Source organism: Cohnella sp. (genome assembly GCF_041641335.1).
GTDB lineage: Bacteria > Bacillota > Bacilli > Paenibacillales > Paenibacillaceae > Cohnella.
Map to the genome: position 1 here is coordinate 30,564 of NZ_JBEPYQ010000059.1, position 14,604 is coordinate 45,167.

At 57.1% G+C, this 14,604-nt stretch carries 12 protein-coding genes; all 12 read left to right on the forward strand.

Annotation, left to right across the window (positions count from 1 at the left end; genetic code table 11):
* The first annotated feature begins 106 nt into the window (after positions 1-106).
* The 12 genes from ACESLM_RS18890 to eno all read left to right on the forward strand — a co-directional run bounded on the left by ACESLM_RS18890 (position 107) and on the right by eno (position 14,171).
* On the forward strand, positions 107-1,432 hold the full coding sequence (locus ACESLM_RS18890) for an ABC transporter substrate-binding protein (protein WP_372633113.1): 1,326 nt from the start codon (positions 107-109) through the stop codon (positions 1,430-1,432).
* A complete protein-coding gene (locus ACESLM_RS18895) occupies positions 1,429-2,331 on the forward strand; it encodes a carbohydrate ABC transporter permease (RefSeq protein ID WP_372633114.1) in 903 nt (300 codons plus the stop codon). The genes ACESLM_RS18890 and ACESLM_RS18895 overlap by 4 nt, the downstream gene beginning before the upstream one ends.
* 5 nt (positions 2,332-2,336) lie before the next feature.
* On the forward strand, positions 2,337-3,164 hold the full coding sequence (locus tag ACESLM_RS18900; RefSeq protein ID WP_372633115.1) for a carbohydrate ABC transporter permease: 828 nt from the start codon (positions 2,337-2,339) through the stop codon (positions 3,162-3,164).
* On the forward strand, positions 3,161-4,330 hold the full coding sequence (locus ACESLM_RS18905) for an ADP-dependent glucokinase/phosphofructokinase (RefSeq protein ID WP_372633116.1): 1,170 nt from the start codon (positions 3,161-3,163) through the stop codon (positions 4,328-4,330). Before ACESLM_RS18900 ends, ACESLM_RS18905 begins: the two co-directional genes overlap by 4 nt.
* Before the next feature lie 63 nt (positions 4,331-4,393).
* Entirely contained in the window at positions 4,394-5,260 is an 867-nt protein-coding gene (locus ACESLM_RS18910; protein WP_372633117.1) for a ketose-bisphosphate aldolase, read from the forward strand.
* 62 nt (positions 5,261-5,322) lie between these two features.
* On the forward strand, positions 5,323-5,841 hold the full coding sequence (locus ACESLM_RS18915; RefSeq protein WP_372633123.1) for a cupin domain-containing protein: 519 nt from the start codon (positions 5,323-5,325) through the stop codon (positions 5,839-5,841).
* Between the two features lie 489 nt (positions 5,842-6,330).
* On the forward strand, positions 6,331-7,353 hold the full coding sequence (locus ACESLM_RS18920; protein WP_372633118.1) for a sugar-binding transcriptional regulator: 1,023 nt from the start codon (positions 6,331-6,333) through the stop codon (positions 7,351-7,353).
* Positions 7,354-7,749: 396 nt separating this feature from the next.
* Positions 7,750-8,760, forward strand: coding sequence for a type I glyceraldehyde-3-phosphate dehydrogenase (gene gap / locus ACESLM_RS18925; protein ID WP_094042923.1), 1,011 nt, complete (start codon positions 7,750-7,752; stop codon positions 8,758-8,760).
* Positions 8,761-9,353: 593 nt separating this feature from the next.
* Entirely contained in the window at positions 9,354-10,535 is a 1,182-nt protein-coding gene (locus ACESLM_RS18930; RefSeq protein ID WP_372633119.1) for a phosphoglycerate kinase, read from the forward strand.
* An 11-nt stretch (positions 10,536-10,546) separates the two neighbouring features.
* Positions 10,547-11,302, forward strand: a complete 756-nt coding sequence (tpiA, locus tag ACESLM_RS18935) for a triose-phosphate isomerase (RefSeq protein WP_372633120.1) — start codon at positions 10,547-10,549, stop codon at positions 11,300-11,302.
* Between the two features lies 1 nt (position 11,303).
* Complete coding sequence (gene gpmI / locus ACESLM_RS18940) at positions 11,304-12,839, forward strand: 2,3-bisphosphoglycerate-independent phosphoglycerate mutase (protein ID WP_372633121.1); 1,536 nt, start codon at positions 11,304-11,306, stop codon at positions 12,837-12,839.
* A gap of 39 nt (positions 12,840-12,878) precedes the next feature.
* Entirely contained in the window at positions 12,879-14,171 is a 1,293-nt protein-coding gene (gene eno / locus ACESLM_RS18945) for a phosphopyruvate hydratase (protein WP_094042927.1), read from the forward strand.
* Positions 14,172-14,604: the final 433 nt, after the last annotated feature.

Sequence of the window (14,604 nt, forward strand, 5' to 3'; positions counted from 1 at the left end):
CCAATATTAAACGCTTTGTGTTGATTTTCAGGGGGTGGACGAAGGTTTTAAGCGTTTTAGCTTGCAACAAGAACGACGAACAATCGAAACTTGGGGAGGGCTTAGCTTGAAATCGTTAGGGAAAAGGCTTGTCGGAGGAATGGCGGCAGCGGCCGTTGCGGCCGCGGTGCTTGGCGGGTGCGGACAAAAGGGGGAGACCGGCGACGCCGTTCAGTCAGCCTCCGCATCGCAATCGGGCGGGGCGGAAGAGAAGGTGACGATCAGGTTCACGGGCATTAAAACGTTCGGCGAAGATTCGTGGACGGAATTGGTAAAGGAGTTCGAAGCGCAAAATCCCGACATCGAAGTAGATGTCCATCAGTTGCCGCCTCCGTCCATGAGCACGGAAATCCATCAGTATCTTGTAACCGCTTTATCATCGGGAGAGGCCGACATCGACGTATTTACCGGCGATGTTGTGTGGGTGCCGGAATTCGCCTCGGCCGGTTGGACCGAGCCGATGGATGCTTACGTGGAGAAGGATCAGTACTATCCGGGGGTAATCGAGGCGCTGACCTACCAGGGGCAATTGGCGGCTATGCCTTGGTATGTCGACGGGGGCATGCTCTATTACCGCAAGGATTTGTTGGAGAAGTACGGGCAGGCGGTTCCGCAAACGTGGGACGAGCTAGTCAAGACGGCCCAGTTCATTGTGGAAAAGGAACAAAATCCGAAGCTGCATGGCTTCCTCTGGCAAGGCAAGCAGGCTGAAGTTCTCGTCTGTGATTTCGTGGAGTTTCTGACCAGCGCCGGCGGGGCGGTCGTGGATGAGAACGAAGAGAGCGTCATCGATTCCCCGGCAACGGAGAAAGCGCTCGCTTTTATGAAGAGTACGCTGGACAGCGGGATCAGTCCGAAATCTCTGCTGTCTTACGACGAAGAGCCGAGCCGCACGATTTTCACCGACGGCAACGCGGTATTCCTTCGCAACTGGTCCTATGTGTGGAACGTAGCGCAGGACGAAGCCGGCTCCAAGGTCGCGGGCAAGGTAGGCGTAGCTCCGCTTCCAGCGTTCGAGGGAGGAAAGAGCGCGTCCACGATGGGAGGCTACCAGTTTATGGTGGCCCAAAATTCCAAGCATAAGGAAGCAGCGGTCAAGTTCGCGCAGTTTCTGTCGAGCAAGGAGTCCCAGCTTTATTTTGCCAAGAAGATGGCGTTCAGCCCGACTCGCCCGTCCGTTCTGGAGGATGAGGATCTGAAGCGGAACGCTCCGTTCCTGACAGAACTGTCGGAGGTGTTCAACGGTACGGTCGCCAGGCCGATTACGCCGAAATATCCGCAAATCTCGTTGAAGCTGCAAGCCGCCGTTTCGGCCGTGTTGTCTGGAAGCCTGCATGTCGATCGGGCGACTAAGCAGTTGGACGAAGAAATTCGCGCGATTCTGAACCAATGACGAACTCGCGACGTCAGCGCAAATCCGCCCTTATCGGTTATTTGTTTATTGCTCCGTCGATTGCGATTCTGGCGGCGGTCGGGTTTTATCCGGTGCTCAAAACGTTGTCGCTCAGCTTCTACGACGCTTCGTTTCTGGATTCGGCGTCCCGTTTTATCGGATTGGACAATTACAAGCGGCTGTTAAACGACGTCTGGTTCAAAATCTCTTACCGCAATACCTGGGGATTCACGGCTCTATCGGTGGCGCTGGAAACGGCGATCGGGCTCGGTATTGCCGTGCTGCTGGACAAAAACATTTCCGGGCGTAAGTGGGTCCGCGCCAGCGTGCTGATTCCGTGGGCGATTCCTACCGTCATTTCCGCCAGCATGTGGCAGTGGCTGTTCAATGCGGATTTCGGGCTGATCAATTACTTGCTGGAGCGGCTCGGCGTGATTTCCTCATCACATAACTGGCTGGCCGACAGCGGCAGCGCGATGTGGGCCGTCATTGTCGCGGACGTCTGGAAAACGACGCCGTTCATGGCCTTGATCGTGCTGGCGGCGATGCAAACGATACCAGAGGACATCTACGAGGCGGCAGATATCGACGGAGTGCGTCCGGGCCAACGTTTTATGCGGATTACGCTTCCGATGGTGTTTCCCGCGCTGCTAACGGCATTTCTGCTGCGGGCGCTCGATGCATTCCGTGTCTTCGATCTGGTGTACGTGCTAACGGGCGGCGGGCCGGCCAATTCGACCGAGGTGCTTTCGAGCTACGCCTATAAGACGATCTTTTCCTCCGCGCAGGTCGGCTACGGGGCCGCGATGGCGACGGTAATGGCGCTGTCCGTGCTTGTTCTTGCGTTGGTTCTTCAAATGCTGCAGCGTCGCGCTTATGCGCGAATAGAAGGCAGGTAAACGGGGTGCTGCGCAAAAGAATCTGGAAAACGGTTGTCCTGACGTTGGCGATGACCGGGGTTTCGGCTCTCAATATCGGTCCGTTCGTATGGCAGATCATCACGTCGCTGAAGCCGGACCGGGACTTGAGTTCGCTCCCGCCCCTGCTGCCTACGGAAATCACTTGGACGCATTACTCGAATGTGCTTCAATCGACGTTTGTCAGGTTTATCGGGAATAGCGCGGTCGTCGCCGCCGGTGTAACGGCGATCAGCCTTCTGCTCGGGAGCATGGCCGCTTACGCGATTGCGAGACTGCCTATCAAGGGAAAGGGCTTTGCGCTGGGGTTGTTTCTGGCGACGTCGATGTTTCCGCAGATCGCGATTATTTCGCCTCTGTATACGATGATCCGGGGGCTAGGACTGTATAACACGCATATCGGGCTTGTTTTTTCCTACATGCTGTTCTGCTTGCCCTTATGCGTATGGCTGCTACACGGGTTTTTCCGCGAGCTGCCGGACGGTCTGGAGGAAGCGGCTTCCGTAGACGGCTGCGGCATTGTCCGTACCTACTGGCAAATCGCTCTTCCGCTAGTCATGCCTGGGCTCGTGACGGCAGGGCTGCTCGTTTTTATCGCTTCGTGGAATGAGTTTTTGATCGCCCTGACGCTGACGAACAAGGTCAGCACGCAGACGATCCCGGTAGGAATCGCTTTGTTTCCGCAAATGTTTTACGTTCCGTGGGGAGACGTTGCGGCTGCGAGCGTCGTGGTCACGCTGCCGCTGATTTTGATCGTGCTTATTTTCGAGAAGAAACTGGCCAAAGGGCTTACCGGAGGGGCGGTGAAGGGATGAGTCGGATTGCGTGCGGCTTTACGGCCAATTTGGACGGCAAGGCGGCATTGGACCCATCGTTATATGAACGCTTATGCAAGGACCGCCGCGCGGAAGGCGTAGTCCCGCGCAAGCAAAGCGCTGTGCTTCGCTCCAGAAGAGAGCTGGCCGAGGCGATAGCATGGAACGTCGCGGCGGGAAGCGGAGGAGAGTATATCGTTGCCGACGAGGAGCTACTTCGGGACCTTCGCGGCATGGCGGACTGGGAGTGGGCGATCGGAGGGACCGGCCTTCAGGCCGCCCGCGCGGCGGCGGCGGCCGGACACGAAGCGTTGGTCAACTTGCCGGCCTGGACGGAAAGGTTTGATGATTTGCTGGACCATGACGGTCTGCGGGCAGAGCGCAATCTCGAAGCGGCTCCGCCGGTTCACTACATTTTGGAGTTCAGCTGCGAAGGCCGGGCGAACCGCCTGATCCTGAGAGGGACCGGAGAGTTTTCCGGAAGGCTGGTTGCCGCGGGGTTCGCTTACCGCCTGGAGAACGAGGCGAACGCCTTTCGGGCTCTGCTCGTCTCCGGGTACAATGCGGCCGACAACGAGGATAAGGCGGGCATCTTGATGCAGGAGCAAATCGATTTGATTGTCGCGCTGGGAGCAAAGGCTCCTCCGGTTCATCTCGAGCTTGCCGCGTTTTTTTCAAGGGAAGCCCAGCTTCGCGTAATCGAGCGGTTCCGACCCTATATTCGCAGCGTGGGCTGCAACGAGGACGAAATCGGAGAATTGCTTGGACTGGACGAGCCTTTGCTGGAGCTGCCGGACGACCGGCTGCTTGTCGTCCTGGAGGAGGCGAGAAGCGCATTGGGCGTGTCGAATTTGATCCTGCACACTCGTGAATTTGCGGCTTGCCTCTCCGGTGCGGATGCTGACGGATGGAAGGAGGCGCTCCGCAGCGGAACTCGGTTCGCAGTCGCGCGGGCTGTCTCTGGGAAGTTTTGCAGCGAAGCGGAGATAGCTGGGATCGTGGCCGGACTGCCGCCGAACGCGCGCGGGCTGGCACTTGCCGAGCTCGCTGCCGGAAAGCAAGGGATATGCGTGGTGCCGGCGTTCGAGGCCCGCAAGCTCGCGGGGACGGTCGGCTTGGGCGACACGTTTGCGGGCGGGCTTCTGGTGGCGGCTCCGCCGCGCTAACGGCAGGTGGGAAGAATCCGTCGCAAAGACGTTTTCTTATATAAAAAAAGGGAGAGAAACATCATGTTGATTACGATGAAGGAATTGTTGTCGGTCGCTCAAAGGAACAAATTCGCGGTAGGGGCTTTTAACGTAGGGAACGGCGAGTACTTGCGGGCGATCATGGAGACGGCGGAACGGCTGGATTCACCGGTCATTCTGGCGATCCATCCTTCCGAGTTGGAGTTTCTGACGGACGGCTTCGTTGCTTATTGCCGGGACATCGCGAACAAAGCGAAGGTGCCGACGGTCATTCACCTGGATCATGGCGGAAGCGTCGACCATATCGTCCGGGCCATTCGCTGCGGTTTTACGTCGGTCATGATCGATGCTTCGACGAAACCTTTCGAGGAAAATATCCGCTTGACCAGGGAGGCCGTGGCGGTCGCCCATGCGGTCGGCGTGACGGTAGAGGCAGAGCTGGGGACGGTTGGCCAAGCGGAAGGCAGCATGGAAGGGGGCAGCGACGAAATTCTGTACACAGAGCCGCTGGAGGCGAAGGAATTCGTGGAGCGCACTGGGGCCGACACGTTGGCTGTGGCTATCGGCACCGCGCATGGCATGTATCCGAAGTCCAGAAAGCCGAAGCTGCAGCTGGACAGGCTCAAGGAAATCGCCGGCCTCGTTCAGGCGCCGCTCGTGCTGCACGGCGGGTCGGACAATTCGCCCGAGGAAGTGGCGGAGTCGGTGCGGCTCGGCATCTGTAAGGTCAATATTTCGACTGAAATGAAAAAGGCGTTTTTCGGCCAGCTTCGGGTGAATCTCGCCGATCGTCCGAACGAGTGCGAGCCGACGGTGCTGTTCCCGAGCGCGATCGACGCGGCCAAGGAACTGATCGGACGCAAGATGGACTTGTTCGGTTCGGTTGGCAAACGCGGCTTGTACTTTTGACGGGAGGGGTGACGTTGGCGGAGGGAGGATCGGAGGCCTTCGGCGCGGAAGGGGTTGCTTCGATAAGAAGCAGGGCAGCGGAATATCTCGGCAAGGCGGGCATCCTATTGGGGGAGCGCGAGCATGAGTCGATCGAAGTTGCCGATTTCGGCCTCGGAAGCCTGGAGAAGACGGGCCTGCAGTTGATGACTTACGTCAATACGCCTCGGTATTGCGCCAAGGACTTGGTGTTGTTCCCGGGCCAGACCTGCGCGGAGCATCGGCATCCGCCGGTTGGCGCGGGCAATCCCGGCAAGCAGGAAACCTTCCGTTGTCGATTCGGAATGGTATATCTCTACGTCGATGGGGCGGCAACGTCCCATCCCCAATGCCGTCCGCCCCAAGGGGACGAAGCCTTCTACACGGTTTGGCGGGAGATTGCGCTGAAGCCCGGCGAGCAATATACGATCCCGCCGGACACGAAGCACTGGTTTCAGGCCGGGCCGGACGGAGCGGTCGTCAGCGAATTTTCCCCGCACAGTCTTGATGGGCTGGATATTTTCACTGATCCGCGAATCGTGCGAGCTCCTCTTCGAGGATAGAGTGTGCCTACGCCTCCTTCCTGGACAGCGACGAAAAGGGAGGGGGCGTATTTCCGAATGTTATCAGGTTATGTACAATGCTCGGCGGCGGCCTGGGGGGAGGCGCTTACTTGGCCTTAACGCCGTGGGCTGGGGTGGCGTGGAGGCACCTTTTTGGCTTTTGCCCTGTAGTCTCGGTTTCGCCTAAGTTCAACCTACTCGTCAGGACCGTTGGGAGCGACAAATTTTTATCCTATTTGACAACATTGGCGTATATCCCAAGGCCGCAGTGTCCGCTTTCAACCTCCGGCTCTGCCTAGAACGGCAGCGCCGGAGGTTTGTTTGGGGATGGCTAAGGATGCGGGGAACGAAGCTCTTGCCATATGACGATGATTGGATTAAAATAGAGGTGGGACTTAAAATGATGTGGCGGGACGTTTTGTGTCCAACCAAACTATTCGCATCGTTGCCGACGATGACCGTTCGGTCTCAGGAGGATAAGCGGAGAGAATGCGAAAAATAATCGATATTCAGAAGAAGCTGCTTCCGGATCTCCTGAAGGTGATGGAGACGAGGTACGATATTTTGCACCGGATCTATCTGGAGGGCACGATCGGCCGGCGTACGCTGGCAGCGAGCCTGGAGATGACGGAGCGGGTGCTTCGGTCGGAGCTGGAGCTGCTCAAGTCCCAAGGGCTGCTGGATACGGCGTCGACAGGAATGACGCTGACCGCCGGAGGCAGGCAGCTGGTCGAAGAGATGGAGCCGATCGTCAAGGAGTTGTTCGGTTTGTCCGATCTGGAGGACGAGGTTCGCGAAGCTTTCGGACTTAAACGAGTCGTCGTCGTTCCCGGAGACTCGGACGAATCCGCACTCGTCAAGGCGGAACTCGGCAGAGCGGGCAGCCGCGTGCTGCGGGAAAGCCTCTCCCCGGGCGACGTGGTCGCCGTCATGGGCGGTTCCACGATGGCGCATATGGCCAAGCAATTTTCCGCACCTTCCCAGATGAAGGACAACTGGTTCGTGCCGGCAAGAGGCGGACTGGGAGAGAGCGTCGACTACCAGGCGAACACGATCGCTTCGGAGCTGGCCAAACGGGCGGGAGCGCGCTACAGAATGCTGCACGTTCCGGATCATCTGAGCGAAGAAGCTTATCAGACGATTATGCAGGAGCCGAACGTTAGGGAAGTCGTCGACATGATCCGAGGAGCGCGAATCGTCGTTCACGGAATCGGGGATGCTGTGACGATGGCCAGACGCCGCAAGCTCAAGGACGAGACGAGAGACGAACTGGTGAAAGACGGGGCGTTGGCGGAAGCCTTCGGATATTATTTCGACCGTCACGGCAAAGTCGTGCATCGCATGGCGACGGCCGGGCTCAGGCTCGAAGATATCGAAGCCGCCGAGGTGGTCATCGGAATCGCGGGCGGCAAGAGCAAAGGAGAAGCGATCGCGTCCGTCATGCGTTTCGGACACGACGACGTTCTTGTAACGGACGAAGCGGCGGCGAGAGAAGCGCTTGAGCATATTTAACGCTAATCGCGAGCTTAAAGCCTGTAATTCGGGTAATCCTTACTTATAGCGAAAGTTTCGAACGACGTTTCTAAACAACTGGTTCGAACGACATTCAAATAAGTGTTCGAAAAGTTCGATTTTCAGCACCGAGGCTGGTCGTTCGCCTTGCGGCGAACTGCTCGCCCATGCATCCGGGAAGGTTGGATGAAGACCGGGGATGAGGAACGGAGCGTAGTCAAATCTACGTGAGTACCGGAAGAGCCGGCTGAATTCAAGATTCGAAGTCGAACTCGCTTCTTGGAACGCTTCGTGATCAAAATTGGACTTTTCGAACGACCTCTAAATAGCGGTCTCGGCGCTTAGTCGCCTTGATATAGCATCAATTATTTTTTTCAATCCAAGGAGGAAACCAACATGGCAGCAGTAAAAGTGGGTATTAACGGATTCGGACGTATCGGACGCAACGTGTTCCGCGCAGCGCTGAACAATCCTGAAGTAGAAATCGTCGCGATCAACGACCTCACGGACGTTAATACGCTTGCTCACCTTCTGAAATACGACACGACGCACGGCAAACTGGACGGAACGGTTGAAGTCGGCGAAGGCGCGCTGATCGTGAACGGCAAATCGGTTAAGGTTTTTGCAGAGCGCGATCCGGGCAACCTGCCTTGGGCTTCCGTAGGCGTTGAGATCGTCGTTGAATCCACGGGTATCTTCACGGCGAAAGACAAAGCCGAGCTTCACCTGAAAGGCGGCGCGAAGAAAGTTATCATCTCCGCTCCTGCAACGAACGAAGACATCACGATCGTTATGGGCGTTAACCAAGACAAATACGACGCGGCTTCGCACACGATCATCTCCAATGCTTCCTGTACGACGAACTGCTTGGCCCCGTTCGCGAAAGTTCTGAACGACAAGTTCGGCATCGTTAAGGGCATGATGAACACGATCCACTCCTACACGAACGACCAGCAAGTATTGGATTTGCCTCACAAAGACCTGCGCCGCGCCCGCGCTGCTGCAGAGAACATCATTCCTTCTTCGACGGGCGCTGCGAAAGCCGTTGCTCTCGTATTGCCTGAGCTGAAAGGCAAGCTGAACGGTATGTCCATGCGCGTTCCTACGCCTAACGTATCCGTTACGGACCTGGTTGCCGAGCTGAAAGTCAACGTTACGGTTGAAGAAGTGAACGCGGCTCTGAAAGCTGCTGCAGAAGGCCCTCTGAAAGGCATCATGAACTACTCCGAAGAGCCGCTCGTATCGAGCGACTACAACGGCGATCCCGCTTCTTCCACGATCGATGCGCTGAACACGATGGTCGTTGAAGGCAACATGGTTAAAGTTATCTCCTGGTACGACAACGAGTGGGGCTATTCCAACCGCGTTGTTGACTTGGCTTCTTATATCGCAAGCAAGGGTTTGTAAGAGTCCCCCCCTTTAATTGAGGGGACCATCCCCCTAAATCAGAGTGCGGCATCCCCCTAAATCCCCCTTCCCGACGGGGGACTCCAGAGGGCTCCGCCCTCTGGACACCCAGCGCTGTCGGATGAGTGACAGAGGACGGGAGAGGGGAACGGCCTGCTTGGATCGCTGCGTCCCGGATTTGCTCCGCAAACCCGGGACTACGCTTAACTATCGAGCGGGAAGAGCGGCCGCGGGCCGGGAGGAAGGGCGGCTCTCCTCTGCGCATGACTGCGCTTCTTGAGGAGAGAAGGCCGGGGTTCCCCACGCAATGACTTCGCTGCTTGGGAACCAAGGGCAAGAGCCGGGGTTCCCCACGCAATGACTTCGCTGCTTGGGAACCAAGGGCAAGAGCCGGGGTTCCCCACGCAATGACTTCGCTGCTTGGGAACCAAGGGCAAGAGCCGGGGTTCCCCATGCAATGACTTCGCCGCTCGGGAACCAAGGTCAAAAGCAAATCTTCCCTTCGGGGAACGAGATACAGAAACAAGGCGGGCTCCCTACAGGGGCCTAGCTTTGCGCAAGGAGATAGACAGCCATCTGAGGAGGTTCGACCCGTGAACAAGAAAAGCGTAAGAGACGTAGAGGTTGCAGGGAAGAAAGTGTTCGTGCGCGTGGATTTCAACGTGCCGCTGGAAAACGGAGCGATCACGGACGACACGCGCATCCGCGAGACGCTGCCAACGATCAAGCACCTGATCGAGAAGGGTGCGAAAGTCATTCTGGCGAGCCACCTTGGCCGTCCGAACGGTCAAGTCGTCGACGGTCTGCGCTTGACGCCGGTTGCCGCTCGCCTGTCCGAGCTGCTGGGCAAGCCGGTCGCGAAAGCCGACGAAGTCGTCGGAGCATCCGTGCAAGCGAAGGTTGACGAGTTGAAGGACGGAGACGTGCTGCTGCTGGAAAACGTGCGATTCGAAGCGGGCGAAGAGAAGAACGACGCCGAGCTGGCGAAATCGCTGGCTGCGCTGGCCGATCTGTTCGTCAACGACGCTTTCGGAGCGGCTCACCGCGCCCACGCGTCGACGGAAGGCATCGCGCACCACATTCCTGCAGTTTCCGGCTTGCTGATGGAGAAAGAGCTCGACGTACTGGGCAAAGCTCTGAACAACCCGGAGCGTCCGTTCACGGCCATCGTAGGCGGCTCCAAGGTAAAAGACAAGATCGACGTCATCAACAAAATGATCGAGATCGCGGACAACATCCTCATCGGCGGAGGTCTCTCTTACACGTTCCTGAAGGCGCAAGGCAATGAGATCGGCTTGTCGCTGTGCGATGATTCCAAGCTGGATCTGACGCTCGAATTCGTCGAGAAAGCGAAGAAGCTCGGCAAAAACTTCTATCTCCCGGTCGATATCGTTGTATCGGAAGATTTTAAATCGGCCGTCAACATGGATATTGTCGGCATCGACGGTATCCCGGCTAGCAAGGAAGGCGTCGATATCGGTCCGAAAACGCGTAAAATCTACGCGGAAGTCATCAAAAACTCCAAGCTGGTTCTCTGGAACGGACCGATGGGCGTATTCGAAGTGGATGATTTCGCAAACGGTACTCGCGAGGTAGCGCAAGCTTGCGCGGACTCGGACGCTTACACCGTCATCGGCGGCGGCGACTCCGCAGCGGCGACCGAGAAATTCCATCTGGCTGACAAAATGAACCACATCTCCACGGGCGGCGGCGCTTCCCTGGAGTTCATGGAAGGCAAGGCGCTTCCGGGCGTCGTAGCTCTTAACGACAAATAGGGGTGACAAGGATGAGCAGAACACCGATTATCGCGGGCAACTGGAAAATGTTCAAGACAGCGGGCGAGGCAGCGTCCTTCGTAGCCGAAGTCAAAGGCAAAGCGGAAGTATCCGGCGTGGAGAGCGTCATCTGCGCTCCGTTCACGGCGCTTCCAACGTTGGTCGAGGCGGTTAAGGGCACGACGATCAAAGTCGGCGCGCAAAACCTGCACTTCGAAGACAACGGCGCGTACACGGGCGAGATCAGCGGCGTTATGCTGAAAGATCTCGGCATCGATTATGTCATTATCGGCCACTCCGAGCGTCGTCAATATTTCGGCGAGACGGACGAGATCGTGAACAAGAAAGCCCATGCGGCATTCCGTCACGGCCTGGTTCCGATCGTATGCGTAGGCGAGAAGCTGGAAGAGCGCGAAGCCGGTACGACGAACGAAGTGGTTCGCGTACAGACGGAAGGCGCGCTGTCCGGCCTGACGGCTGAACAAGTCGCGGCGACCGTGATCGCTTACGAGCCGATCTGGGCGATCGGTACGGGCAAGTCGTCCACGTCTGCGGAAGCGAACGAAACGATCTCCTACATCCGCAGCGTCGTGGCCAAGCAGTTTGGCGCGGAAGCGGCGAATAAGGTGCGCATTCAGTACGGCGGCAGCGTTAAGCCGAACACGGTAGCCGAGTACCTCGGCCAATCCGATATCGACGGCGCGTTGGTCGGCGGTGCAAGCTTGGAGCCGGCCTCCTACGTGGCGTTGGTTGAAGGAGCGAAGTAAGATGGCAGCTCCCAAACCGGTTGCGCTAATAATTTTGGACGGCTTCGGTATTCGCGAAGAGAAGCATGGCAACGCCGTAGCTCAAGCGAATAAACCGAATTTCGATAAATACTGGAGCAATTTCCCTCACACGACGTTGACGGCGAGCGGAGAAGCGGTCGGCTTGCCGGAGGGCCAGATGGGCAATTCCGAGGTCGGCCACCTGAACATCGGAGCAGGCCGCATCGTGTATCAGGACTTGACCCGTATCTCCAAGTCGATCCGCGATCAGGACTTCTTTGACAATTCGACACTGGTCGGTGCGGTGCGCCATGCCAAGCAGAACGGCAAGAAACTGCATCTGTACGGTTTGCTATCTGACGGAGGCGTTCACAGCCATATCGACCACCTGTTTGCGTTGCTTGAGCTGGCGAAGCGGGAAGAGCTCGAGGAAGTGTATATCCACGGCTTCCTTGACGGCCGCGACGTAGCTCCCGACAGTGCAGTCGGTTATCTGACCCAATTGCAAAGCAAGATCGAAGAGTTCGGAATCGGCAAAATTGCGACTCTGCAAGGACGCTACTACGCAATGGATCGCGACAAGCGTTGGGAGCGCGTGGAGAAATCCTATCGCGCGATGGTTTACGGCGAAGGCCCTGCGGCGATTGATCCGATCGCAGCGGTTAAAGCTTCTTACGAGCAAGGCGTGTACGACGAGTTTTTCGTGCCGACGGTGATCGTCGGAGCGAATGGCAAGCCAAACGGACTGGTCGAGTCCGAGGACTCGGTTATTTTCTTCAACTTCCGTCCCGATCGTGCGATTCAGCTGTCTAATGTTTTCACGAATGAGGATTTTCGCGGTTTTGACCGCGGTCCGGGCTTCCCGAAAAATCTGTACTTCGTGTGCATGACGCTATTCGCGGAAACCGTAGGCGGCTTGGTTGCGTATAAGCCTAAAGAGTTGGATAATACATTTGGCGAGGTGCTCGTTCAACACGGGAAAAAGCAGCTTAGAATTGCCGAAACGGAGAAGTATCCGCACGTTACGTTCTTCTTCAGCGGCGGACGGGACCACGTGCTGGAAGGCGAAACCCGGATTCTCATTAATTCGCCGAAGGTCGCTACCTATGATCTGCAGCCGGAGATGAGCATTTACGAGGTAACGGAGGCACTGGAGAAGGAGATTGCCGACGACAAGCACGACGCGATCGTTCTGAACTTCGCGAACCCCGACATGGTCGGTCACTCCGGCATGCTGGAGCCGACGATCAAAGCGGTGGAAGCGACCGACGAATGCCTCGGCAGAGTCGTCGACGCAGTCACGGCCAAAGGCGGCGTTTGCGTCATTATCGCCGACCACGGCAACGCGGACATGGTGCTGGACGACAATGATCGGCCGTTTACGGCGCACACGACCAACATCGTTCCGTGCATCGTGACCCAAGCCGGTCTCTCGCTTCGCGAAGGCGGCATTCTGGCTGACGTCGCCCCGACGCTGCTGACGCTGCTGCAATTGCCGCAGCCGGAGCAGATGACGGGCAAATCCTTGATTGTCTAACCGTATTAACCATTAACCTACCGAAGGAGTGTTCTACCTATGACGATCATTACTGACGTATACGCTCGCGAAGTGCTGGATTCTCGCGGCAATCCGACCGTCGAAGTCGAAGTTCAACTGGAGTCCGGCGCTAAAGGCCATGCCATCGTGCCGTCCGGCGCCTCTACGGGCGCGTACGAAGCGGTCGAGCTTCGCGACGGAGACAAAGGCCGTTACCTCGGCAAAGGCGTTCTGAAAGCGGTAGAGAACGTCAACACGGTCATCGCTCCGGAAATCATCGGCTACGATGCGCTTGACCAAGTCGAGATCGACAACAAGATGATTCAACTGGACGGCACGCCGAACAAGGCGAAGCTTGGCGCCAACGCGATTCTCGCGGTGTCCATGGCGGTTGCTCGCGCAGCTGCCGACGCGCTGGACGTTCCTCTCTATACTTACCTGGGCGGATTCAACGCCAAAACGCTGCCTGTACCGATGATGAACATCGTTAACGGCGGAGAGCACGCGGACAACAACATCGACGTGCAAGAGTTCATGGTGCTGCCGATCGGCTTGCCGACGTTCTCCGAAGCGCTGCGCGCAGGCACGGAAATCTTCCATGCGCTGAAAGGCGTATTGAAAGCCAAAGGCTTGAACACGGCCGTAGGCGACGAAGGCGGCTTCGCTCCGAACCTCGGTTCCAACGAAGAAGCGCTGTCGACGATCCTCGAAGCGATCGAGAAGGCTGGCTACAAAGCCGGCGAAGAAATTTTCCTCGGCATGGACGTCGCTTCCACGGAATTCTTCAAAGACGGCAAATACCACCTCGAAGGCGAAGGCAAGTCCTTCACGCCTGCCGAGTTCGTTGACTTGCTCGCTAGCTGGGTAGACAAGTATCCGATCATCTCGATCGAAGACGGCTGCTCCGAAGACGATTGGGAAGGCTGGAAGCTGTTGACCGAGAAGCTGGGCGGCAAAGTTCAACTGGTCGGCGACGACCTGTTCGTTACGAACACCGAGCGTCTGGCTGACGGCATCGAGAAGGGCGTAGGCAACTCCATCCTCGTTAAAGTCAACCAAATCGGTTCCTTGACCGAGACGTTCGACGCGATCGAGATGGCGAAGCGCGCTGGCTATACAGCAGTAATCTCCCACCGTTCCGGCGAGTCCGAAGACAGCACGATCGCCGACATCGCGGTTGCGACCAACGCAGGCCAAATCAAAACAGGCGCTCCGTCCCGTACGGACCGCGTGGCGAAGTACAACCAACTGCTCCGCATCGAAGATCGTCTGGGCTCTACGGCGAAATACGGCGGCAAAGCGGCGTTCTACAACCTCAGCAACCTGAAGTAAATTAAATAGCGACATCTTAGTCAGACATCATGAACGACAAGAAGGACGAACCCTTGCGCTTAGACGCGGTTCGTCCTTTTTTTTCGGCTGACCAATTGACTTACATCAAATTATTGGAGTCCCTCGGAGTAAAGATGTACGAAAATAGCGATTGGTTTTTTTCGTCATGGCGTACCCGTCGAAGTCGCTCGCGTAACGGTCTGCCAGACCGTTAGAGGCAGACATCCGCTCCGATTCGTTCGCGTAACGGTCTACCAGACCGCTAGAGGCAGACATCCGCTCCGATTCGTTCGCGTAACGGTCTGCCTGGACCTCTGTCAAGAAAGTGGACACCTTTTAAGCGCATTTAGCTGATTTTTTTGTAATATATGGCCTCAAATCGATCCGGCGATACGTAACCCAAAGAACCATGGATTCTCTTGCGATTGTAAAA

Coding starts and splice junctions, on each gene's coding strand:
- ACESLM_RS18905 (WP_372633116.1), top strand. CDS start 3,161: ATGAGTCGGATTGCGTGCGGCTTTACGGCCAATTTGGACGGCAAGGCG.
- gpmI (WP_372633121.1), top strand. CDS start 11,304: ATGGCAGCTCCCAAACCGGTTGCGCTAATAATTTTGGACGGCTTCGGT.
- ACESLM_RS18895 (WP_372633114.1), top strand. CDS start 1,429: ATGACGAACTCGCGACGTCAGCGCAAATCCGCCCTTATCGGTTATTTG.
- ACESLM_RS18910 (WP_372633117.1), top strand. CDS start 4,394: ATGTTGATTACGATGAAGGAATTGTTGTCGGTCGCTCAAAGGAACAAA.
- tpiA (WP_372633120.1), top strand. CDS start 10,547: ATGAGCAGAACACCGATTATCGCGGGCAACTGGAAAATGTTCAAGACA.
- ACESLM_RS18920 (WP_372633118.1), top strand. CDS start 6,331: ATGCGAAAAATAATCGATATTCAGAAGAAGCTGCTTCCGGATCTCCTG.
- eno (WP_094042927.1), top strand. CDS start 12,879: ATGACGATCATTACTGACGTATACGCTCGCGAAGTGCTGGATTCTCGC.
- gap (WP_094042923.1), top strand. CDS start 7,750: ATGGCAGCAGTAAAAGTGGGTATTAACGGATTCGGACGTATCGGACGC.